This window comes from Nonomuraea sp. MG754425 (genome assembly GCF_021699195.1).
GTDB lineage: Bacteria > Actinomycetota > Actinomycetes > Streptosporangiales > Streptosporangiaceae > Nonomuraea.
The window spans coordinates 1-20,953 of the sequence record NZ_SSXE01000175.1 but is presented as its reverse complement, the minus strand read 5'-3'; the positions used below and the strand labels follow the sequence as shown (position 1 = coordinate 20,953).

Sequence of the window (20,953 nt, the reverse complement as noted above, 5' to 3'; positions counted from 1 at the left end):
GGTGTGGGCCCCCGACCGCCCGGCGGCGCTCCCCGGCCGGGCCGTCCTGGAGCGCTCGCTCGGGGACACCTCGCTGCCCTGGCTCGGCGGCCCCTACTCCGAGCCCGCCCAGGACCTGGTCGCCCGGCACGCCGGGACGTTGCGGCGCGGCCTGGCGGCGCTCGACCGGATGGCCGGCGGGCTCGGCGAGCCGGTGCTGACGCACGGCGAGCCGCACCCGGGCAACCTGCTGCGGGCCGGCGACCGTCCGCTGCTGGTCGACTGGGACACGGTCGGGACGGCCGCGCCCGAGCGGGACCTGTGGCTGGTGGCCGCGGACGACGAGGATCTGGCCCGCTACGAGAAGGCGTCGGGGCGGGCGGTGAACCGCGCCGCGCTGGCGCTGTACCGGCTGCGGTGGGCGCTCAACGACGTGGCCGAGTTCGTGGAGTGGTTCCGCTCCCCGCACGGCCGCACGGCGGACGCCGAGCAGTCGTGGGAGGCGCTGACCGGCACCCTGGAGGAGCTGGGGACGGCGGACCTCTGACGCCGCCTGCCGAAAGTTTCATGAGCTGAGCCGCTCCCCGCCGGCCTCTTGGCAGCTCACCGCCACCGCGCCGGCTCTCGAGCACCTGCCGTATTGCGATGCCGAAATTTTCTGTGGACACTCGCAATATTTCGGCTGCAGGAGCGAGAGGAACTCGATGAAGCTGAAAGCCCGCCTAGCAAGCGCCGTCATCGCCGCCGCGGCCCTCCTGGTCGCCGGGCTGATCGCCGCGCCCCCGGCCGCCTCCGCGCAGCTCACCGAGGTGACCGGGTTCGGCACGAACCCCACGGGCCTGCGCATGCACCTGTACGTCCCCGACGGCGTCGCGGCCAGGCCCGCCCTGCTCGTGGCCGTGCACTACTGCACCGGCTCCGGCCCCGCGTTCTACTCGGGCACGGAGTTCGCCTCGCTGGCCGACCGGTACAAGTTCATCGTCGTCTACCCGTCGGCGACCAGGAGCGGGTCCTGCTTCGACGTCTCCTCGCCGCAGGCGCTCACGCACAACGGCGGCAGCGACCCGGTGGGCATCGTCTCCATGGTCCGCTACGTCCAGGAGCGCTACAACGCCGACCCCGAGCGCACGTTCGTGACCGGCGCCTCCTCCGGCGGCATGATGACGAACGTGCTGATCGGCGCGTACCCGGACGTGTTCAAGGCGGGCGCGTCGTTCATGGGGGTGCCGTTCGGCTGCTTCGCCACCACCGACGGTTCGAGCTGGAACAGCACCTGCGCCAACGGCCAGCTCATCAAGACCGCCCAGCAGTGGGGCGACCAGGTGCGCGCGGCCTACCCCGGCTACGGCGGAGCCCGCCCGCGCATGCAGATCTGGCACGGCACCGAGGACGCCACACTGCGCTACCCGAACTTCCAGGAGCAGATCAAGCAGTGGACCAACGTCCACGGCCTGAGCCAGACCCCCAGCCTGACCGACCAGCCCCGCACCGGCTGGACCAGGACGAGGTACGGCAGCACCGGCACGAGGGCCCCGGTCGAGGCGATCAGCCTCCAGGGCGTGGGCCACAGCCTGCCGCAGGGCGGGATGGCGGCCATGGTGATCGACTTCTTCGGCCTGTCGGAGGGCGGCGGCACCGACCCGACCCCGACCGTCACGCCCACCGTCACCCCGACGGTCACGCCGCCACCCGGGGCCTGCCGGGTCACGTACACGATGAACACGTGGAACACCGGCTTCACGGCCGAGGTGACGATCGCCAACACCGGCTCGGCGGCGCTCTCCTCCTGGAGCCTGGCCTTCACCCTGCCGGCCGGCCAGAGCGTCACCTCCGCCTGGAACGCCACGATCTCCCCCGGCAGCGGCCAGGTGACGGCGCGCAACGTCTCCTACAACGGCGCGATCGCGCCGGGCGGATCGGCCTCGTTCGGCTTCCAGGCCACGCACGGGGGCGGCACCGGCGCACCGGCCGCGTTCACGCTGAACGGCACCGCCTGCGCCTCCTGAGGCGGCACGACCCTCCCCGGCCGGCCGCGGGCCGGCCGGGGCACCTGGAAAGCGCTTCGCCGATACCTCCTAGTCGCTTGCCCCGACGCCGACTGTAGCCATACGGTCACTTTAAGCAATCCGGGAGGGGAAGGAGAGCACACGTGGGCAGGCACGCGAAGCCCCACAATCCCGAGGAGCAGCCCAAGGAGTCACAGGACGGCTCCGGCGCGGACGAGCAGCGCCCGAGCAAGGGCAGGCACGCGAAAGACCGGCAGGGCCATTGCCCGGTCGAACCGGCCGAGTCCTTGTCCAGATCCGCGAGATAGGAACGGAGCTTGCGCCCCGCGCAAGCTCCGTCTCGCTTTTTCCGCATTCCCATGTGCCGATGCGGCGGGACATTTCATTACATTTCCCATATTTCACATCGGCGGAATCAACATTGCAGGCGGCACCGTCCCTTGATAAATTCACCAGGCAAGTACTGCGATCACGGGAGGGCAGCAGAATGCCGCACCGAATCTCATTCCCCACTGACGAGGCGCTCGCTTTCGAGGCCCGGACCGACGGCTACGCCCAGTCGGAGGAATCCCTCGACGCCTACAGCCCCAACTGGAAGAACCTCGAGCTGTAGCAGCGCGGACACCCCTGTTGGGGCGGCAGCGCGCCGGCCGTCCCAACTCCTCGACCGAGGAAGGCGATGCACCGAACTTCGACGTGCGGCGTCCTGTATGTGGAGGACGGATATCTCGTCTGGGACGATTATCTGAGCCACCGGCAATTCGCACTCGCGAGCGGCGCCGAATCAATTGTCGCCGCTTTCAGACGCCCCCGGGAAATCGCGGAGGTGCTCGCCGAGCAGCGCGACGCCGCCCACCGTGAGCGGGCCGGAGCGATCGTCCGGGCGCTCGTCGGCGCGGAGATCCTCGTGGCGGTGGGCTCCCCGCGCGACGTCCAGGAATGCCGGCTGAGCACGGCGTGGGCGCCCTGGTCGCCCCTCGCCAGGGCCTACCACTACTCGACCCGCTTCCTCGACTCCAGCCTCTTCCTGACGGAGTCCGAGCAGGACGACCAGCTCCTGCGCAAGCTCGAGGCCGAGCCTCCCCCGCCGGCGTTCAAGAAGCACCCGGACGCGCTGGAGAGCGTGCACCTGGCCGACGCCCCCGTCTCCGGCGCGCTCGCCGAGCGCGACCTGCTGGAGCTGCTCTACCGCCGGCGCAGCGGGCGCTCCTACTCCGGCGGGCCGATCCCGCGCGAGAAGCTGGCGGCGCTGCTGTCGATCACGGCGTCGCCGATCAGCAGCAGCGAGCTGAGCCAGACGACGTTCAAGACCAGCCCGTCCGGCGGCGGCCGGCACCCGACCGAGCTCTACGTCTACGCGCGGCGGGTGAGCGGCGTCCCCGAGGGGCTCTACCACTACGACGCCAGGAACCGGGTGCTCGACCGGCTCACCCCGCCGCTCGGCGACGACGTGCTGGTACGCGTGTGCGGCGACCAGGTCTGGACCGGCGACGCGTCCGCGTTCGTCTACTTCACCAGCGTGTTCGCGCGCAACAAGTGGAAGTACCGGGTCGCCCGCTCCTACCGGATCCTGCACTACGACGTGGGCCACCTGAGCCAGACCGTCTACCTCCTCGCGGTGGCGATGGGGTTGTCCTGCACGTTCACCGCCGCACTGCGCGACGAGACCCTCTCCGGCCTGCTCGGCCTCGACGACGCCACCGAGCTCGTCATGGGGTGCGCGGTCATCGGCACGCCATGAAGGCGGTGCGCGCCGGCACGCACCGGGCCGTGCCGCCCGAGGAGACGCTGCGCCGGCTCGCGCCGCACCTGCCGCGCGTCGGCATCACCCGGGTGGCCGACATCACCGGCCTCGACCACATCGGCATCCCGGTGTGGCAGGCGTGCCGGCCGATGTCCACCACCCTTTCCGTGTCGCAGGGCAAGGGGCTCACCGACGCGCTGGCCAGGGCGTCGGCGGTGATGGAGTCGATCGAGCTCTGGCACGCGGAGAGCGCCGAGGTGAAGGTGCGCCGGGCCGCCGCCGACGAGTTGCGGCCCGAGCTGACCTACGACCCGGTGCGGCTGCCGCTCGCGCCCGGCGGCCTGCTGACCGGGCGGACCCGCCTCGACTGGGCCGCCGCCCGGCCCGTCCTGGCGGGCCCCGGCGACGAGCGTCCCCGGTGGATCCCGCACGAGGTGATCCGGCTCGACGGCACCGTGCGCGACCGCTGGACGATCCCGCTGTTCAGCCCCTCCACGAACGGGCTGGCCGGCGGCAACACCCTCGACGAGGCGCTGCTGCACGGGCTGCTGGAGGTCGTCGAGCGCGACGTGCTGGCCGCCGGGCACGAGCGGGTTCTCCTCGATCCCGGGTCCGTCGGCGGGTATCCGGGAGAGCTGGTCAAGCGCTTCCGCGAGGCCGGGATCAGCCTGCGGGTCGAGGAGCTCGGCAACCCGTACCGGCTGCCGTGTTTCAAGGTGCTGATCCTGAGCCACGACTACCCGGTCGTCTTCCGGGGCTCGGGGTGCCATCCCGACAGCGACGTGGCGCTCAGCCGGGCGCTCACCGAGGCGGCGCAGTCCCGCCTGACCGCGATCGCCGGGGCCAGGGACGACCTGTCTCCCGCGATCTACACCTCGGCCCGGATCTCCCACCGCGACATCGACGCGAAGGCCGCCCGGTGGGCCGGGGCGGCGCGCGTGCCGTACCGACCTCGCGACGGCAGCGCCGCGTCGGTCCGGGAGGACGTCGAGGTCGTCGCGGCCCGCCTGGCGGCACGGACCCGGGCGGAGCCGGTCTACGTCGATCACACCCGTCCCGACCTGGGGATCCCGGTCGTCCACGTCGTCGTGCCCGGCACGCGGAGAGGAGCCCGTTAGCATGCGCCGGTTCCTCTTCGTCGGCCCGAGCCTGCCGGGCGCGCGCGAGCACGTCGGGGGCGCGGCGCACGTCCTCCCGCCGGTGCGGGCGGGCGGCCTGCTGGCGCTCGATCCCGGGCCTGGTGACGTCATCGGGATCGTCGACGGGCTGTTCCACCAGGTCAGGTCGGTCCAGCACAAGGAGATCCTGCACGCGATCGGGTGCGGCGCGAGCGTGCTGGGCGCGGCGAGCATGGGCGCGCTCCGGGCCGCGGAGCTCGCGCCGTTCGGCATGCGCGGCGTCGGCCGCGTCCACGCGGACTTCGCCTCCGGCCGGTTGACCGCGGACGACGAGGTCGCCGTCGTGCACACCGGCCGCGAGCACGGTTACCGCGGCCTCACCTTCCCGCTGGTGTCCCTGCGCTACACCCTGGAGGACCTGACCCGGTCGGGCGGGCTCTCCCCGGGCGAGGCCGAGCGGATCCTCGGACACGCGCGGGCCCTGCACTACTCGGAACGCACCTTCGCCCGCCTCGGCGACCTGGTGGACGTCGAGACCTTGCGTTCGGCGTGGATGGACGCGAAGAAGGACGACGCGCTCGCCCTGATCGACGCGATGTCCCGGCCGCCGGGCCCCGCCGATCCGGGAAATGCGCGGGTCCCGGACACGATTTATCTGCACGGCTGGCGGCTGAGCCGGGAAATGGCGCGGACCGGTGCCGGTCCGGCACTTCGCGTTTATCAGCTTTTCGGCAGTGATTATCCGGAATTCTATGCGCGGCTCGTCGCGGACCTGGTGCGGAACGACTGCCTGGCCCGCTGCGGGCCGCAGGCGGACACCCCGTTCGGCGACCCGCTGCTCGATCACGCCCACCACGACGGCCACCTGCCGCCCGGAGAGCCTCCCGCGCCGCTCAGGAACGCGCTGATCGCGGCGTTCCGCCTGCACCCCGACGTCACCCCCGACGCCGAGGCCGGACGGCGGCTGCTGGCGCTCGGACTCGGCCCGCGGGCCCGGGAGATCCACGACCTCGCGCGAACCGTCAACCAGGACGCCGAATCCCGCATACCCGGATTCTCCACCGAACTCATCCCCGACGACCGGTTGGCGGGATTTGCCGGCGACCTGTACGGCGTCCGCCCCGACGATCTGGAAAACACCGCGAGAATGCGCGGAATTTCCGGAGCGGAGCCGCTGATCGCCGCACTGAGGCCGTATTATCTGCTCGCGAAATACAACCCGGAAACAGTGGCGCTCGCCCTGCGCGACCCCTGACCGCGCGGAGGCGGAGATCACCTTGCTCTCGGCATACGGGCGCGCCTGGCGCACCGTGCGCGGCTCGCGCGCCATGACGCTCCTGGCGCTCATCACCGGCGTGAACGCGGTCGGCAACGGCCTGTACGCCACGGTCAGCGCGCTGTACTTCACGACCGTGCTCGGCCATCCGGTGAGCCTGGTCTCGGCGGTGCTGTTCGGGGCGATGACGCTGGCCATGGCGGCCGACCTGGCCGGCGGCCGGTTCGCCGACACGAGAGGGCCGCGGGAGGTCTTCCGGGCCGGCCTGCTCGTGTCCGTGATCGGCATGGCGGCGATGCTGGCCGCGGGCAGCGTCGCCGTCTTCGTCCTCGCGGGGCTGCTCGCCGGGGTCGGGCAGGGGTTGTGCATGTCGTCCAACGTGGCGCTGATCCGCCGGGCCGCCGGCGCGGACGCCGTGCTGGCACGGGCGACGCTGCGCACGTTCCTCACGGTCGGCCTGGCCGTGGGCGGTCTCGCGGGGGCGGGGGTGCTCGCGTGGCGGACGCCTGGGGCCTACCTGGTCGCGATCGCGGTCAACCTCGTCTCGTTCGGGTGCTGCGCGCTGCTGACCGGGCGGCTCGACGTGGCCACCCTGCCCGGCGGCGGCGTCCGGCGTGCGGCCGGCCTGTTCGGCGTCTACCGCGACCACCGGTTCATGGCGTTCGCGGTGATCTCCGCCCTGATCTCGGTGCACAACCACGTGCTGCCGTTCGCCGTGCCGCTGTGGCTGGCGGTCACGCACCCCGAGCTGACCTGGCTGGCGGGCGTCGCCATGGTGGTCAACACCGTGCTGGGGGTGGCGTTGCAGATCTACGCCAACGGGCGGATCGGCTCCGGGCGGGGGGCCGTCCTGTCGTTCCTGCTCGGCGGGGCGACCATCGGCGCCTCCTACGTCGTGTTCGCGTGGATGGCGCACGCGCCGCTGACGACCGCGGTGGTGCTCGTGCTGGGGTTCGTCGTCATCTACTCGCTCGGCGAGATCGTGCTGGCCGCCGGAGCCATGGACCTGCAGTTCAGGGTCGTCCCGGCGGAGATGCAGGGGCAGTACAGCGCCGCTTTCGGGACGATGCACGGCCTGGCCTCGGCCGTCGCCCCGGCGGTGCTCGGCCTGATCGTCACCTCGGGGGGCGTGTCCGGGTGGCTGGTCCTCGCCGCGGCGACGGCCGTGCTGTCGTCGATGATGCTCGTCGTGGGGCGCACGTTCGAGTTCCAGCCGGTCGGATAGCCCGGGGTGGGCTCCCCACGGCCCACCCCGTTCTCATGTCCCGATCAGGGCCAGTCGAGCGACGGGCGCAGCGGCATGCCGGAGTGGCCGTGGGAGTCGAGCTTGACCCCGAGCACCTGGTGGAGCTGCACCTTGTTGCGCTCGAAGCCGACGATGCAGCCCGCCATGTACAGGGCCCACACCCGGGCCGTGCCCATGCCGACCTCCTGCACCGCGTCCTGCCAGTTGGCGTCGAGGTTGTCGCACCAGTGACGCAGGGTCTGGGCGTAGTGCTCGCGCAGGTTCTCCTCGTGGCGGATCTCGAAGCCGAGGTCCTCCATCTGCCTGACCAGCCAGCCCACCGACTCCAGTTCGCCGTCGGGGAAGACGTAGCGGTTGATGAAACCGCCCTTGTTGAACGTCCGCTCCCTGCCGGTCGGCCGGGTGATGCAGTGGTTGAGGATGCGCCCGCCCGGCTTCAGCTTGCCGTACAGGAACTCGAAGTACGCCGGCACGTTCGCCTTGCCGATGTGCTCGGTCAGGCCGATGGAGCTCACCGCGTCGAAGTCGCCCTCGGCGACGTCGCGGTAGTCCATGAACCGGACCTCGGCGAGGTCCTGCAACCCGGCGTCGGCGATGGCCTTCTGCGCCCACTCCGCCTGCTGGCGGCTCAGCGTGACACCGAGCGCCTTGACGCCGTAGTGCTTGGCCGCGTGCATGACCATGCCGCCCCAGCCGCAGCCGACGTCGAGCAGGCGCATGCCCGGCTCCAGGCCGAGCTTGCGCGCCACCAGGTCGAACTTGGCGAACTGGGCCTCCTCCAGCGTCGAGTCCGCGGCCGGGTAGCAGGCGCAGGTGTAGGCCATGGACGGGCCGAGCACCCACCGGTAGAACCGGTTGGACACGTCGTAGTGGTGGTGGATGGCCTCCGCGTCACGCTGCTTGGCGTGCCGGGAGCCCAGCTTGGCCAGCGCGCTCTGGCGCATCTCCTGCGGGGGCGGAGGCACCCGCATCAGGAGCGGTTTGAGGCCCAGGGCCCGGACCGCCTCGAGCTTCTCCGACGCGGTCAGGTCGTTCGTGGTGATGTTCCACATCCGGTCCAGGAGCGCGTACATGTCGCCGTGGACGTCGATGTGGCCGGACACGTACGCCCTGGCCAGACCCAGCTCACCCGGAGCCTGGGCGAGGTAGGCCACGGCGATCGGAGTCTTGACCTCGATGGCGAGGTCGGCGCCGTCGGGGCCCGCCTTGCTGCCGTCATACGCCGTGAACGCGATGTTCGTGTTCGAGCCGACGATTTTCTCAAAGATGGATGCGAGAGCCATCTAACTGCTCACCTTCCCCGTACACACTTTTCGTACAGGTCCAGCAGGCGCCCATTCGGGTCGTATTCCCGCTTGACCGGCCAGTAGGCATCGCCGTTGTACAGCCGCCAGAACTGTTCACGGGCGTAGAAGGAGGTCGAGTAGAGCGACTTGTGGCCGTCGAGGTCGTGTACCGTCCCCTCGATCAGCCGGTTGTAGTAACCGTCGAACTGCCCCCGGGGCAACTGCACCATGCCCCAGAAACCGAAGTTGACGTAGAGTTTGCCCGGCTCCAGCGGGTAGATCGGCCAGCGTGAGCTCGCCCGCAGCGGGCACATCCACACCGGCGTCATGCCCACCTTGTCATAGAAGAAGTCGAGGAACTCCGCCCCTCTCTCGACCGGTGTCTCGACGTCCTGGATGACCGACTCGCTCACCGGCTGCCCGCGCCACCTGTCGATGCGGGCGGTCACGGCGTACTTGCGGTCGAGCGCCACCAGGCGCCGGTAGACATCGGAACGCATCCAGCGGCGCGGCATCAGCGAGCGCACGGCCGGCTGCTGCACGCCGAAGGCGCGCGAGCACCAGAACCAGTCGGTGTCCCAGCGCCACAGGTAGTCGCGCACGGTCAGCCAGTCGCGGCTGCGCTGCCTGATCGACTGGTAGTAGACGCGCATCCCCGTGTAGTCGGAGATGTAGGGTGCGCGCTCGGCGAAGCGGCCCAGCGTGAGGTACACCTCGCCGGGCTCGAAGAAGACGCCGTCCACGAAGTCGACGCGCTCGCCGTCGTGGACCATGCTGTCGCAGATCTCCTGCATGGCCAGCATGCACTTGCCCGCGTCGGTGAACTTGACGTGGGTGAGGTGCACGTACGGCTGCACCTTGCGCAGCTTGATCCGGATGCGCAGCGCGTAGCCGAGCGTGCCGTAGGAGTTGGGGAAGGCGCGGAACAGGTCGCGGTGCTCGTTGTCGTCGCGGGCCACGACCACGCGCCCGTCGCCGGTGAGGATCTCGAGCTCCTCGACGGACTCGTGCGGCAGCCCGTCCCTGAAGCTGGTGGACTCGATGCCGAGCCCGGTCACGGCGCCGCCCAGCGTGATGGTCTTGAGCTGCGGCACCACGTACGGCATCAGCCCGTGCGGCAGCGTGGCGTCCACGAGGTGCTCGTACGTGGTCATGCCCTGGACCTCGGCGGTCATGGTCTCGGGATCGACGCTGATGACCTCGGCGAGATCCCGGGCCGAGAGCTTGGCCGTCCTGCCGCCGTCGCGGAACCTGAAGAGGTTGGACGTGGACTTGGCCAGCCGGGGCGAGGCATCGCCGGGAATCTCGGCGTACGACTGCCGGATCTGCTCTACTGCCCGACGGTGTGTCGACATCGTCGTCGTCACGAAAGCACCCCCCTTGAGCTGGTAGAGATCGTCCGTAAGACCGTATCCCCCAAGGGCCGCCTCGAATAGACCGGGGTCGTTAAAGACACGAAAACTGTTCATCGTGCCAGGTCGAGCCGCTACGCGGTAGGCGATTGCGTAAACTTCCTGTTGATCATGGGTGCGACGCCGTTCACCACGCCGTCCACCTCGCGTCCTTCGACGGCCGCGGCCAGGTTGTCAAGGACGGCTGTGACCAGGCGTCCGGTGGACTCCGGGGTGACCCCGGCGACGTGCGGGGAGAGCAGCACGTTCGGCAGTTCGCGCAGCGGGTCGCCGGGCGGCAGCGGCTCGACGTCGAAGACGTCCAGCGCGGCGCCGCCGAGGTGACCGGCGCGCAGGGCCGCCACCAGCGCCTGCTGGTCCACCACGCCGCCCCTGGCCGCGTTGACGAGCAGCGCGCCCTGCTTCATGCGGCCGGGATCGACCAGGCCGCGGGTCTGCTCCGACAGCGCGATCACGACGATCACGACGTCGCTGCCGGACACGAGGGCGTCGAGGTCCTGGTGACCGGGGTCGGCACGCGGGGTGCGGGTCCAGTAGGCCACCTCGCAGCCGAGCGCGCGAAACATCCGCGCGCACATGGCGCCGATCGGGCCGTAGCCGACCACGCCGACGCGGCGCCCGCGCAGTTCGTGCGGGAGCAGGCCCTGCTGGGGCCACTCGCCCGCGCGTACGGCGGCGTCGGCGGCGGCCAGCTTGCGCGACAGCGACAGCGTGGCCGCCAGGCACCATTCCGCGACCGCCCCGGCGCTGACCCCGGGCGTGTTGGCCAGTGGCACCCCGGCCGCGGCCAGGGCGGCGAGGTCGTGGCCGTCCACGCCCACCGACGGCTGCTGCACGAACGACAGCAGGGGCGCCGCCGCGACCGCCTCGGCGTCCATGACGAGGTCGCCGGTCCAGTCGCCGAGCACGATCTCCGCCTCCGGCAGCGCGGCCAGCAGCGCCGCCCGGTCGCGGGCCGCGGGCACGCGGAGCGTCACCCGGTCGCCGAGCGGGGCGAGCAGGCGGCGCATGGGCTCCTCGGGGAGCGGCGGCAGGGCGAGCAGGTTCCAGGGGCTCATGCCCCCACAGTAAAGCTGTTGATCACCTGCCGCATCAGCGCCCGGTTGCGCTGCCACTGGCCCTCGGCGACGGTCCAGGACAGCACGTACGCGGTGTCGCCGATCGCGACGGCCCGGCGGATCTCCCGGTAGCGGGTGCCGGGACGCGCCCAGCGGGCCTCGGTCGTCGCCTCCGCCTGCCAGGAGAACTCCCACTGCACGGCCGGGGTGCCCTGGTGGGTGACCGTCCGCCGGCCGTGGTTGACCACGTCCTGGCCGTTCTGCCGGAGCGTCTCCTGCTCGCCGGCGATCAGCTCGGCGGGGTCGGTGTTGGCGTAGACGGCCTGGATCCCGAGGTGGGCGTGACCGTCCCTGCGGGTCCACTCGGTGTACGCCTCGCCGAGCGCGCCCCGCCAGCCGGTGGGCCGCATGATCGACCAGCCGTCGCGCGACTGCCACACCCGCACGGCCGGCCGGACCCTGGTGACGCTCGGCGTCGGCGTGGGGGTGGGTGTCGCGCTGGGCGTCGGCGTCGCGGTGGGCGTGATCGGGGCGGTCGCGGCGGCCCGCTGCGCGGTGGCGCGCGGCGCGCCCTCCGCCGGCCCGGCCGTCCTGAAGTACGCGACCGCGCCACCCGTGAGCACCAGCACCACCGTCGCGGCGGCGGCCAGCAGCGCCCTGCCGGGGCCCTGCCCCTTCTTCTTCTCGGCGACGTCGAGGTCGGCGGAGGCGGGCCTGGTGGCGATGATGTCCGCCAGCAGCCGTTCGGCCTCCTCGGCGTCCACCCGGTCGGCGGGCTCCTTCTTGAGCAGCCCCTTCAGGACCGGGTGCATGATCGGCGGGATCCTGCGGTAGTCGGGCTCCTCGGTGAGCAGCGCGTTGAGCGTGGCCATGGGGTCGCCGCGCTCGAACGGCGAGCGGCCGACCATGCACGCGTACAGGGTGGCGCCCAGTGACCACAGGTCGGAGGCGGGCCCGGCGTTCTCGGCGCGGACCCGTTCCGGGGCCAGGAAGCTCGGCGAGCCGGTCACCATCCCGGTCCTGGTCAGCGAGGAGTCGCCTTCGACGGTGGCGATGCCGAAGTCCATGAGCACGGCCCGGCCGTCGTCGGCCAGCAGGATGTTGCTCGGCTTGACGTCGCGGTGCAGGATGCCCATCTGGTGGGCGGTCCGCAGCGCGGACAGCACCTGCCTGCCCAGTTCGGCGGCCTCGCGCACCGGCAGCGCGCCCGTGGTGAGCACGACCTGCTCGACCGTCGGATGGCTGACCAGCTCCATCACGATCCAGGGCCGGCCGTCCTCCTCCAGCACGTCGTACACGGCGACGACCGAGGGGTGGTTGAGCTTGGCCGCGGTGCGGGCCTCGCGGGCGGTCCTCAGGAGCTGGCGCTCCTGGTCACCCGGTGACAGCGTGTTCGGCAGCAGCACCTCCTTGATGGCCACCTGCCGGTTGAGCAAAGTGTCGCGGCCTTCCCAGACCACGCCCATCCCGCCGCGACCCAGTTCGCGCACTAACTGGTAGCGCTCTGCGATGAGCCGGTTGCCATCCGAAACCATGTCCTACCCCTGTAGCGACGGGGGCGCCTGCTGCCACAGCCGCCGTACGCGGCCCTTGTAGACCACCCGAACAGTGGGCAAGTTTCCCATACCTGCCAGATGTTCGCGGGAAGGTCGCCAAGGCCGCTTGCACCAGTTCACCGAATGTTGTTCTACTGGGGCAGGGTCCACAGCAAGGGAGAGGCTGATGCCTGAGGTTCGCCGGGGTCCGTTGTCCGGAGTGCGGGTGCTGGAGCTCGCCGGGCTCGCTCCTGGGCCTTTCGCGGGGATGATGCTAGCCGATCATGGCGCGGAAGTCCTGCGTATCGACAGGGTCAAGGCGGTTTCGGACCGCCCGCGGACGGACGTGATGGACCGCGGCAAACACACCATCGGGCTGGACCTGAAGTCGCCCGAGGGCGTGGCGGCCGTCAAGGAACTCGCCCGGCACGCCGACGTCGTGATCGAGGTGTTCCGTCCCGGCGTCGCCGAGCGGCTCGGGATCGGCCCCGAGGACCTGCACGCGGTCAACGAGCGGCTCGTCTACGGCCGGATGACCGGATGGGGGCAGAACGGCCCGCTGGCCCCGACGGCGGGCCACGACATCGACTACATCGCCGTCTCCGGCGTGCTGTCCATGCTGGGCCGCGCGGACGAGCGGCCCACCCCGCCGATCAACATCCTGGGCGACTTCGCCGGCGGCGGGCTCATGCTCGCGTACGGGGTGCTCCTGGCCCTGTTCGAACGGGAGCGCACCGGCACGGGACGGGTGATCGACGCCGCCATGGTGGACGGGGCGGCGATCCTGTTCTCGATGTTCTACCAGGCGGTGCAGAGCGGCCACTGGGGACCGCACGGCACGAACCTGCTGGACACCGGGGCCCCGCAGTACGACACGTACGAGACGGCCGACGGCCGGCACGTCGCCGTGGGCTCGCTGGAGCCGCAGTTCTGGGAGGCGATGACGTCCCTGATGGGCCTGACCGGCCTGCCGGACAGGAACGACCGCGCCCAGTGGCCCGCGCTCAAGGCCCGCCTGGCCGAGGAGTTCAGGAAGCGCACGCGGGCCGAGTGGGAGGCGCTGTTCGACGGCTCCGACGCCTGCGTGTCGCCCGTGCTGTCGATGGCCGAGGCCCCCGCGCATCCGCACAACGTCGCCAGGGACGCCTTCGTCCAGGTCGGCGGCGTCACCCACCCGGCGCCCGCGCCGCGCCTGCTCGGCGTGCCGGCCCAGGACCTCTCCCCCGCCACCCGCCTGGACGACCTGTCCGGCTGGGGCCTGTCGCGGGAGGAGGCCGGCAAGCTACGCGACCAGGGGGTGCTCGCATGATCGACTTACTCGACGGCGACCTGTACGCCGGCGACCCCGCCCCCGCCTACGCCTGGCTGCGCGAGCGGGCGCCCGTCTACTGGGACGAGGGCAACGCCCTGTGGGGCGTCTCCCGCCACGCCGACGTCTCCGCCATCGAGCGCGACCCGCGCCTGTGGACCAGCACCGGCGGCTACCGCCCCCAGCTCCCCTCGGACCCGTCGATGATCGGTCTGGACGATCCCGAGCACGCCGAGGCCCGCCGGCTCGTCTACCGCCGATTCACGCCCCGCCACGTACACGAGCGCTACGCCACCCGGATCCGCGAGGTCGTCGCCGAACTGCTCGACCGCGCACTCGCCAAGGGCGCGGCCGAGGTGGTGGACGACCTGGCCGCGCCGCTGCCCGCCCGCATGATCGGCTGGCTGCTCGGGTTCCCCGACGAGGACTGGCCCAAGCTCAAACACTGGTCGGAGAGCACGATCGTCGCCGGGGGCGGGCTGCGTTACGTCACGCACGAGGCCGCCGTCGCCGCCGCCGAGTACGGCCAGGCCGTGCTGGAACTGGCCGCGGAACGGCGCGCCCATCCCCGCGACGACCTGGTGTCGCTGTGGTCCGCCAGCCCCGGCTACGACGACGGGCGGCTGGCCGACGACGCGCTGCTGCTGCTCGACGGCGGCGCCGAGACCACCAGGACGGTCATCGCCACCGCCATCGACGCGCTGATCCGCCACCCCGGCCAGTGGGAACTGCTGCGCGCGGACCGGGGGCTGATGGAGGGGGCGGTGGAGGAGTTCATCCGCTGGACCACGCCGGTGCTGAACATGTGCCGCTCCGCCACCCGCGACACCACCCTGCACGGGCAGGACATCCGCGCGGGCCAGCAGGTGCTGCTCATGTACGGCTCGGCGAACCGGGACCCCGAGGTGTTCACCGACCCGGACGTCTTCAACGTGACCAGGAAGCCCGGCGGGCACATCGCCTTCGGCCTGGGCACGCACTTCTGCCTCGGGGCGGCGCTGGCCAGGCTGGAGCTGCGGATCTTCTTCGAGGAGTGGCTGGACCGGGTCGGGTCCGCCGCGTGGGCGGACGCCGAGGGACCGCGCATCATGCCGAACGCGTTCGTCAGGGGGGTGACGGCCTTCCCCGTGGTGCTGCGTCGTCGCTGACACTGCCGGCGGAGGGGGGTGCAGGGGCGGCCGGCGGGCTCGGGTGCCGAGCGGTGCGATCACACGGCGACGTACAGATCCACCCCGTCGGGGTGATGCACCTCCAGGTCCGTGGTGAAGGCGCGCGACGGCGTGCCCCCCGACTCGGTGTGCTTCCACACCTGCTGCCACGACTCGGCCAGCGACTGCGGCATCGGGCCGCGCGCCTCCACCCTCAGCGCCTGACCGGCCGGCACCCGCACGGCCACCATGCCCTCGGGCAGCCGGGGCACCGTGCGCACGCCCGTGCCGACGATCTGCGTGTAAGCCCCGTGACGGTCGCTCTCGTAGTCGGTGAGCACCGCGTACAGGTTCTCGTCGACGCGGCCGGGCACGTGCGCGAAGGCCCCGGGCGAGCCCGCCCGCTGCCAGAGCGCGGGCAGTCTCGCCCGCGCCGGATCCATTTCATCGGCGTTCGTGGTGCGTACGGCGAATCCGACCACGATCAGTTCGGCCCGTTCGATGACGTTCACAGACGCTCCCTCCCCCAAAAGTGTCCCGGCCGATCATAAGCCCCCGCGAAACGGGGAAATGCCTTGTTGACCTGTCAGCACATAAGATGGATGAACGTGAGATTTCTCAACGACCTCGAGCCTCATTACGACCTGACCTATAGCGACGTGTTCATGGTTCCGTCGCGTTCGGCGATCGGCTCCAGGCTCGCGGTGGACCTTTCGACCAGCGACGGCACGGGCACCACCATCCCCGTCGTCGTGGCGAACATGACCGCGGTCGCCGGCCGCCGGATGGCCGAGACCATCGCGCGGCGGGGCGGCATCACCGTGATCCCGCAGGACATTCCCCTCGACGTCGTCGCCAATGTCGTCGACTGGGTCAAGAAACGCGACCTCGTGCACGACACGCCCCTCACCCTGACCCCCCACGACACCGTCGGCGAGGCGCTGCAACTGCTGCCCAAGCGGGCACACGGCGCGATCATCGTGGTCGACTGGGAGAACCGTCCCGTCGGCGTCGTGACCGAGGCCGACTGCCGCGACGTCGACATGTTCACCCAGCTCTCCCACGTCATGTCCAGCGAACTGCTCACCCTGCCCGCCGGGCTCGACCCGCGGGCCGCCTTCGACCGGCTGCACGAGGGCCGCCACCGCCTCGCGCCCATCGTCGACGGCGAAGGCCGTCTGGTCGGCATCCTCACCCGCACCGGCGCCCTGCGCGCCACCCTCTACCAGCCGGCCGTGGACGCCAGGGGCAGGCTGCGCATCGCCGCCGCCGTGGGCGTGAACGGCGACGTGGCCGCCCGGGCCAAGGAACTGCTGGAGGCCGGGATCGACTGCCTGGTCGTCGACACCGCGCACGGCCACCAGGAGAAGATGATCGCCGCGCTGCGCGCCGTCACCGCCCTCGAACCCGGCGTGCCGGTCGCGGCGGGCAACGTGGTGACCGCCTCCGGCGTGCGCGACCTGGCCGCGGCGGGGGCCGACATCCTCAAGGTCGGCGTCGGGCCCGGCGCCATGTGCACCACCCGGATGATGACCGGCGTCGGCCGGCCGCAGTTCTCCGCCGTGCTGGAGTGCTCCACCGAGGCCCGCCGCCTGGGACGGCACGTGTGGGCCGACGGCGGCGTGCGCCACCCGCGTGACGTGGCGCTGGCCCTGGCCGCCGGGGCGTCCAACGTGATGATCGGGTCGTGGTTCGCGGGCACGTACGAATCGCCCGGTGACACCCACATCGACGCCAACGGGCGGGCGTACAAGGAGAACTACGGCATGGCCTCCGCGCGGGCCGTGCGGCTGCGCACCTCCGAGGACTCCGCGTTCGAGCGGGCCAGGAAGGCGCTGTTCGAGGAGGGCATCTCGACGTCCAGGATGTATCTCGACCCGAAGCGGCCCAGCGTGGAGGACCAGATCGACGCGATCGTGGCCGGGTTGCGCTCGTCGTGCACGTACGCGGGGGCGACGAACCTGGAGGAGTTCCACGAGCGGGCGGTCGTGGGGATCCAGAGCTCGTCGGGGTACGCGGAGGGCATGCCGCTGCACCAGAGCTGGTGACGCCACCGCACGACGAGTCGCGAATGAGGCTCGGGGCGGGCCGTCACGAGCGTGTGCCCTGGACGCGGTTCGTGGCGACTTGTCGCGAGCATGTGCCCTGGATGCGCTTCGTGGCGGCTCATCAGGAGCGTGCGCCCTGGATGCCGTTCGTCGCGGCTCATCAGGGCAGGGCCTCGTGTCCGGGCACGTGGCAGTTCGTCACGTCAGCGCCTCGGGAGCGGGCGTGGGGCGGCTTGTCAGGGGGGTTCTGCGCCAGCCGCCCGCGGCGTTGATGCCGCCGTCCACGTGCACCGTCGTGCCCGTCACGAACCCGGCCAGGTCGCCGGCCAGGAACAGCGCCGCCGCGGCGGCGTCGCGGGGATCGCCCAGGTGGCCGAGCGGCGGCACCCGCACCGGTTCGAAGGGCAGCGGGCGGGCCGTCATGCTCTCACGCACCCCCTGCTCGCCCTCGGTCCGGAGCGCGTCGGGGGCGATGGCGTTCACCCTGATGCCCTGGGGGGCGAGTTCGAGCGCCAGCGACTTCGTCAGGCTCTCGACGGCCGCCTTCATGGCCGCGTACACCGCGAATCCGGGCGCCGCCTGGTGCGCCTCGCTCGACGTCAGGTTGATGATCGACGAACCCGGGGGCATCAGCGGCAGCATGCGCCGGATCATCCCGGTGACCTGCGTGAAGTTCTCCTCGACGAGGGTCCGCTCGCCGCGCGGCGAGATGTCGGCGAAACCGGCGTGGAAGGTGCCGCCCGCGTTGTTGACCAGGACGTCCACGCGGCCCCACCGCTCGCGTACGGCCTCGGCGAACACCTCCACCGCGACGTGGTCGCGCACGTCGAGGGTCATCGCCAGCTCGCCGCTCGGCTTGTCGCGGTCGCAGACCGCGACGTGGGCCCCGAACGCGGCGAAGGTCTCGGCGATCGCCAGTCCGATCCCCCTGGCCGCCCCGGTGACGACGGCGACGCGGCCGGTGAGCAGGATCGCGTCAGGAGAAAGGGCCGCCATGAACGTCGACGATATCCCGACCGCATAGAGTCGTCGGGTCCAATCTCTTCGAGAGCAACCATCAATCAGGAGCACATACGTGGCACTCCAGAAGCCCGAGATCGATTTTCCGGGGGGCGAGCCGCCCAAGAGCCTCGAGATCGAGGACCTGACGGTCGGTGACGGTCCCGAGGCCAAGCCCGGTCAGAACGTGCGCGTCCACTACGTGGGTGTGTCGTTCTCGACCGGCGAGGAGTTCGACGCGTCGTGGAACCGCGGCGACGCGTTCGAGTTCCCGCTGGGCGCCGGACGGGTCATCGGGGGCTGGGACCAGGGCGTCGCGGGCATGAAGGTCGGCGGCCGGCGCAAGCTGGTCATCCCGCCGGACCTCGGCTACGGCACCCGTGGCGCCCCTCCGCGCATCAAGCCGAACGAGACGCTCATCTTCGTCGTCGACCTGCTCGGCGTGAGCTGACGCCTCAGTTCCGGGCGCCGGAGCCCATCGCGGCCCGGCGCCCGCCCCGCCCGGATTCGACACACTCCGCACAGCCGCCGATACCAAGTGGGGAAATGTCGCTGTCGTGAGGCAACATAAGCATGTGCTTCTGATCGACGTGGTCCGGGTGTCCGAGGCGGTGACGCGCACGTCCGCGCGGCTCGGCAAGGTCGGCCATCTGGCGGAGCTGCTGGGCCGGGTCGGTCCCGGCGAGGCGGAGATCGCCATCTCCTACCTGTCGGGCGAGCTGCCGCAGCGGCAGGTCGGCGTGGGCTGGCGCACGCTGGAGGAGATCCCCCAGCCCAAGCTCGCCGCCACCGCCACACTCACCGACGTCGATCAGTTGCTGAGCCGGATCAAGGCCGTCTCCGGGCCGGGTTCGCAGGCCGCGCGCAAGGCGCTGGTGACCGAGCTGTTCGCCGGGCTGACCAGCCAGGAACAGCGGTTCATGCGGCGACTGCTGCACGGCGAACTGCGCCAGGGCGCGCTCGACGGCGTCATGATCGAGGCGGTGGCCATGGCATCCGGCGCGCCGTCGGCCGACGTCCGCCGGGCGCTCACGCTGCGCGGCTGGCTCCCGGCGGTCGGCGCCGCCGCGCTGAGTGGCGGGGTGCCGGCGTTGCACGCGTTCCGGCTGGAGGTGGGCCGGGCGGTCGCGCCCATGCTGGCGGGCAGCGCGCCCAACGTGGGCGCGGCCCTGGAGAAGGCCGGCGCGCCGGCGGCGCTGGAGTGGAAGCTCGACGGCGTACGCGTGCAGGCCCACCGCTCCGGCTCCGACGTCCGGGTCTTCACCCGCACGCTCGACGACATCACCGCGCAGGTGCCCGAACTGGTCGAGGCGGTGCTCGCGATGCCGTCCGACGACCTGGTGCTCGACGGCGAGGTGATCGCGCTGCGGCCCGACGGCCGGCCGCACCCGTTCCAGGTGACCGCGAGCCGCGTCTCCAGCAAGATCAACGTGGCCGCGCTGCGTGAGCAGACACCGCTGAGCGTCTTCTTCTTCGACGCCCTCCGCGCCGACGGCGCCGACCTGCTCGACCTGCCCTACGCCCGGCGCCAGGAGGCGCTGGCCCACGCGGTCCCGCCGGAGCTGCTGACGCCCCGGCTGGTGACGGGGGAGGTCGCGGAGGCCGAGAAGTTCTTCATCGACGTGGTGAAGGCGGGCCACGAGGGCCTCGTGGTCAAGTCCCTCGCCTCCCCCTACGCGGCCGGACGGCGCGGGGCCGGCTGGATCAAGGTCAAGCCGCGCCACACGCTCGACCTGGTGGTCCTGGCGGCCGAGTGGGGTCATGGCCGTCGCGAGGGCAAGCTGTCCAACCTGCACCTGGGGGCGCGCGATCCCGAGGGCGGGTTCGTGATGCTCGGCAAGACCTTCAAGGGGCTGACGGACCAACTGCTGGCCTGGCAGACCGAGCGTTTCCTCGAACTGGCCGACGGGCCGACCGACGAGTGGACGGTCCGGCTGCGGCCCGAACTGGTCGTGGAGATCGCCTTCGACGGGGTGCAGCGCTCGCCGCGCTATCCCGGGGGGATGGCGCTGCGTTTCGCCCGGGTGCTGCGCTACCGGCCCGACAAGCGCGTCGAGGACGCCGACACCGTCGAAACGGTCCGCTCCCTGATGCTCTGACCGCCCCGAACGCCCTCCTCGACGCAGCACCCCTCACACGCCGGTCGTGGCGGATGCCTCCAGCACCGCCACGACCCCGGCCAGACACACCCGGCGGCCCGCTCCCCGATGCTCTGACCGCCCCCGAACGCCCTTCACTGCCTCCCTCACACGCCGCGCGGCGCGATGCCTTCGGCACCACCGCGGGCCTCGCCTGGAGACGCCTCCTCCGCTGTCGGCGGCGGACAACGCTGGGCCTGTCCTTCCAGTCAGCGACCGACAAGCTGGGCCTGCTCCTCCGCCTGTTCGGCATCGGCCTCGGCCCACGCTTTACGCACGGCGCGCTCGCCACGTGGGATGAGCGACGGTCGCCGCGTGAGATCAGCGGGCCCGGCCCGCGCCATGCGCTCGGGGTCACGCCGCGTGGAATGAGTGGGCCCCGGCCCGCGCCATGCGCGCTCGGGCCTCGCCGCGTGGGACGAGTAGGCCCGGCCCACGCCTTGCGCGCGGGGCCTCGCCGCGTGGGGACGGGCTTACCGCGCCGCTGCCCGGCCGCCGGAGTCCGGGCGCGCTCCGGGCTTGGTTGGGTGGTTCGGGCATCCTGCGGCGCGAGTGAGAAATTTCACCGAACGTCCCATTAAGTTGCCTTTACCTGCTCTTTGTCGCATATGTTCGTCCTCTGCGCGCGGGATCCCCCACCCCGCCCCCGGA

18 protein-coding genes are annotated in these 20,953 nt (G+C 71.5%); 12 read left to right on the top strand and 6 right to left on the bottom strand.

Going from position 1 to position 20,953, the window contains the following annotated elements:
- The 7 genes from FAF44_RS41320 to FAF44_RS41295 all read left to right on the top strand — a co-directional run.
- Nucleotides 1–526 (top strand): phosphotransferase family protein (locus tag FAF44_RS41320; RefSeq protein ID WP_237108848.1); only part of this gene is annotated, 526 nt, incomplete at its 5' end.
- A gap of 157 nt (nucleotides 527–683) precedes the next feature.
- Nucleotides 684–1,985, top strand: a complete 1,302-nt coding sequence (locus tag FAF44_RS41315) for a PHB depolymerase family esterase (protein WP_237108847.1) — start codon at nucleotides 684–686, stop codon at nucleotides 1,983–1,985.
- A 487-nt stretch (nucleotides 1,986–2,472) separates the two neighbouring features.
- Entirely contained in the window at nucleotides 2,473–2,598 is a 126-nt protein-coding gene (locus FAF44_RS55265; protein WP_272895720.1) for a hypothetical protein, read from the top strand.
- Nucleotides 2,599–2,811: 213 nt separating this feature from the next.
- Nucleotides 2,812–3,726, top strand: a complete 915-nt coding sequence (locus FAF44_RS41310; RefSeq protein ID WP_237108846.1) for a SagB/ThcOx family dehydrogenase — start codon at nucleotides 2,812–2,814, stop codon at nucleotides 3,724–3,726.
- Complete coding sequence (locus tag FAF44_RS41305) at nucleotides 3,723–4,847, top strand: YcaO-like family protein (protein ID WP_237108845.1); 1,125 nt, start codon at nucleotides 3,723–3,725, stop codon at nucleotides 4,845–4,847. Before FAF44_RS41310 ends, FAF44_RS41305 begins: the two co-directional genes overlap by 4 nt.
- A 1-nt stretch (nucleotide 4,848) precedes the next feature.
- The gene (locus tag FAF44_RS41300) at nucleotides 4,849–6,102 is read left to right on the top strand and encodes a TfuA-like protein (protein WP_237108844.1); all 1,254 of its coding nucleotides are present in this window, start codon (nucleotides 4,849–4,851) and stop codon (nucleotides 6,100–6,102) included.
- Nucleotides 6,103–6,124: 22 nt separating this feature from the next.
- Nucleotides 6,125–7,348, top strand: coding sequence for an MFS transporter (locus tag FAF44_RS41295; protein ID WP_237108843.1), 1,224 nt, complete (start codon nucleotides 6,125–6,127; stop codon nucleotides 7,346–7,348).
- A 44-nt stretch (nucleotides 7,349–7,392) separates the two neighbouring features.
- Here FAF44_RS41295 and FAF44_RS41290 read toward each other — a convergent pair whose 3' ends face one another.
- The 4 genes from FAF44_RS41290 to FAF44_RS41275 all read right to left on the bottom strand — a co-directional run bounded on the left by FAF44_RS41290 (nucleotide 7,393) and on the right by FAF44_RS41275 (nucleotide 12,660).
- The gene (locus FAF44_RS41290; protein ID WP_237108842.1) at nucleotides 7,393–8,652 is read right to left on the bottom strand and encodes a cyclopropane-fatty-acyl-phospholipid synthase family protein; all 1,260 of its coding nucleotides are present in this window, start codon (nucleotides 8,650–8,652) and stop codon (nucleotides 7,393–7,395) included.
- Nucleotides 8,653–8,660: 8 nt separating this feature from the next.
- A complete protein-coding gene (locus tag FAF44_RS41285) occupies nucleotides 8,661–10,010 on the bottom strand; it encodes an FAD-binding oxidoreductase (RefSeq protein WP_237108841.1) in 1,350 nt (449 codons plus the stop codon).
- Nucleotides 10,011–10,141: 131 nt separating this feature from the next.
- Entirely contained in the window at nucleotides 10,142–11,125 is a 984-nt protein-coding gene (locus tag FAF44_RS41280) for a D-isomer specific 2-hydroxyacid dehydrogenase family protein (RefSeq protein ID WP_237108840.1), read from the bottom strand.
- Complete coding sequence (locus tag FAF44_RS41275; RefSeq protein ID WP_237108839.1) at nucleotides 11,122–12,660, bottom strand: serine/threonine-protein kinase; 1,539 nt, start codon at nucleotides 12,658–12,660, stop codon at nucleotides 11,122–11,124. Before FAF44_RS41275 ends, FAF44_RS41280 begins: the two co-directional genes overlap by 4 nt.
- Before the next feature lie 187 nt (nucleotides 12,661–12,847).
- Here FAF44_RS41275 and FAF44_RS41270 point away from each other — a divergent pair, with 187 nt between their 5' ends.
- Nucleotides 12,848–13,969, top strand: a complete 1,122-nt coding sequence (locus tag FAF44_RS41270) for a CaiB/BaiF CoA-transferase family protein (protein ID WP_237108838.1) — start codon at nucleotides 12,848–12,850, stop codon at nucleotides 13,967–13,969.
- Nucleotides 13,966–15,117 (top strand): cytochrome P450, encoded by a 1,152-nt coding sequence (locus FAF44_RS41265; RefSeq protein ID WP_237108837.1) that lies wholly within the window; start codon nucleotides 13,966–13,968, stop codon nucleotides 15,115–15,117. The genes FAF44_RS41270 and FAF44_RS41265 overlap by 4 nt, the downstream gene beginning before the upstream one ends.
- A 59-nt stretch (nucleotides 15,118–15,176) precedes the next feature.
- Here FAF44_RS41265 and FAF44_RS41260 read toward each other — a convergent pair whose 3' ends face one another.
- Nucleotides 15,177–15,629 carry an effector binding domain-containing protein gene (locus tag FAF44_RS41260; RefSeq protein ID WP_237108836.1) on the bottom strand — a complete coding sequence of 151 codons (453 nt, stop codon included), beginning with the start codon at nucleotides 15,627–15,629 and terminating at the stop codon, nucleotides 15,177–15,179.
- 96 nt (nucleotides 15,630–15,725) lie between these two features.
- On the opposite strand from FAF44_RS41260, the gene FAF44_RS41255 reads away from it, so the two are divergent.
- Nucleotides 15,726–17,165 (top strand): GuaB1 family IMP dehydrogenase-related protein, encoded by a 1,440-nt coding sequence (locus tag FAF44_RS41255; RefSeq protein ID WP_237108835.1) that lies wholly within the window; start codon nucleotides 15,726–15,728, stop codon nucleotides 17,163–17,165.
- Between the two features lie 198 nt (nucleotides 17,166–17,363).
- On the opposite strand, the gene FAF44_RS41250 is transcribed toward FAF44_RS41255, so the two are convergent.
- Nucleotides 17,364–18,161 (bottom strand): SDR family NAD(P)-dependent oxidoreductase, encoded by a 798-nt coding sequence (locus FAF44_RS41250; RefSeq protein ID WP_237108834.1) that lies wholly within the window; start codon nucleotides 18,159–18,161, stop codon nucleotides 17,364–17,366.
- Between the two features lie 79 nt (nucleotides 18,162–18,240).
- On the opposite strand from FAF44_RS41250, the gene FAF44_RS41245 reads away from it, so the two are divergent.
- Entirely contained in the window at nucleotides 18,241–18,615 is a 375-nt protein-coding gene (locus tag FAF44_RS41245; RefSeq protein ID WP_237108833.1) for an FKBP-type peptidyl-prolyl cis-trans isomerase, read from the top strand.
- 124 nt (nucleotides 18,616–18,739) lie between these two features.
- Nucleotides 18,740–20,263: an ATP-dependent DNA ligase gene (locus FAF44_RS41240; RefSeq protein WP_237108832.1), complete on the top strand. Its 1,524-nt coding sequence runs from the start codon at nucleotides 18,740–18,742 to the stop codon at nucleotides 20,261–20,263.
- Nucleotides 20,264–20,953: the final 690 nt, after the last annotated feature.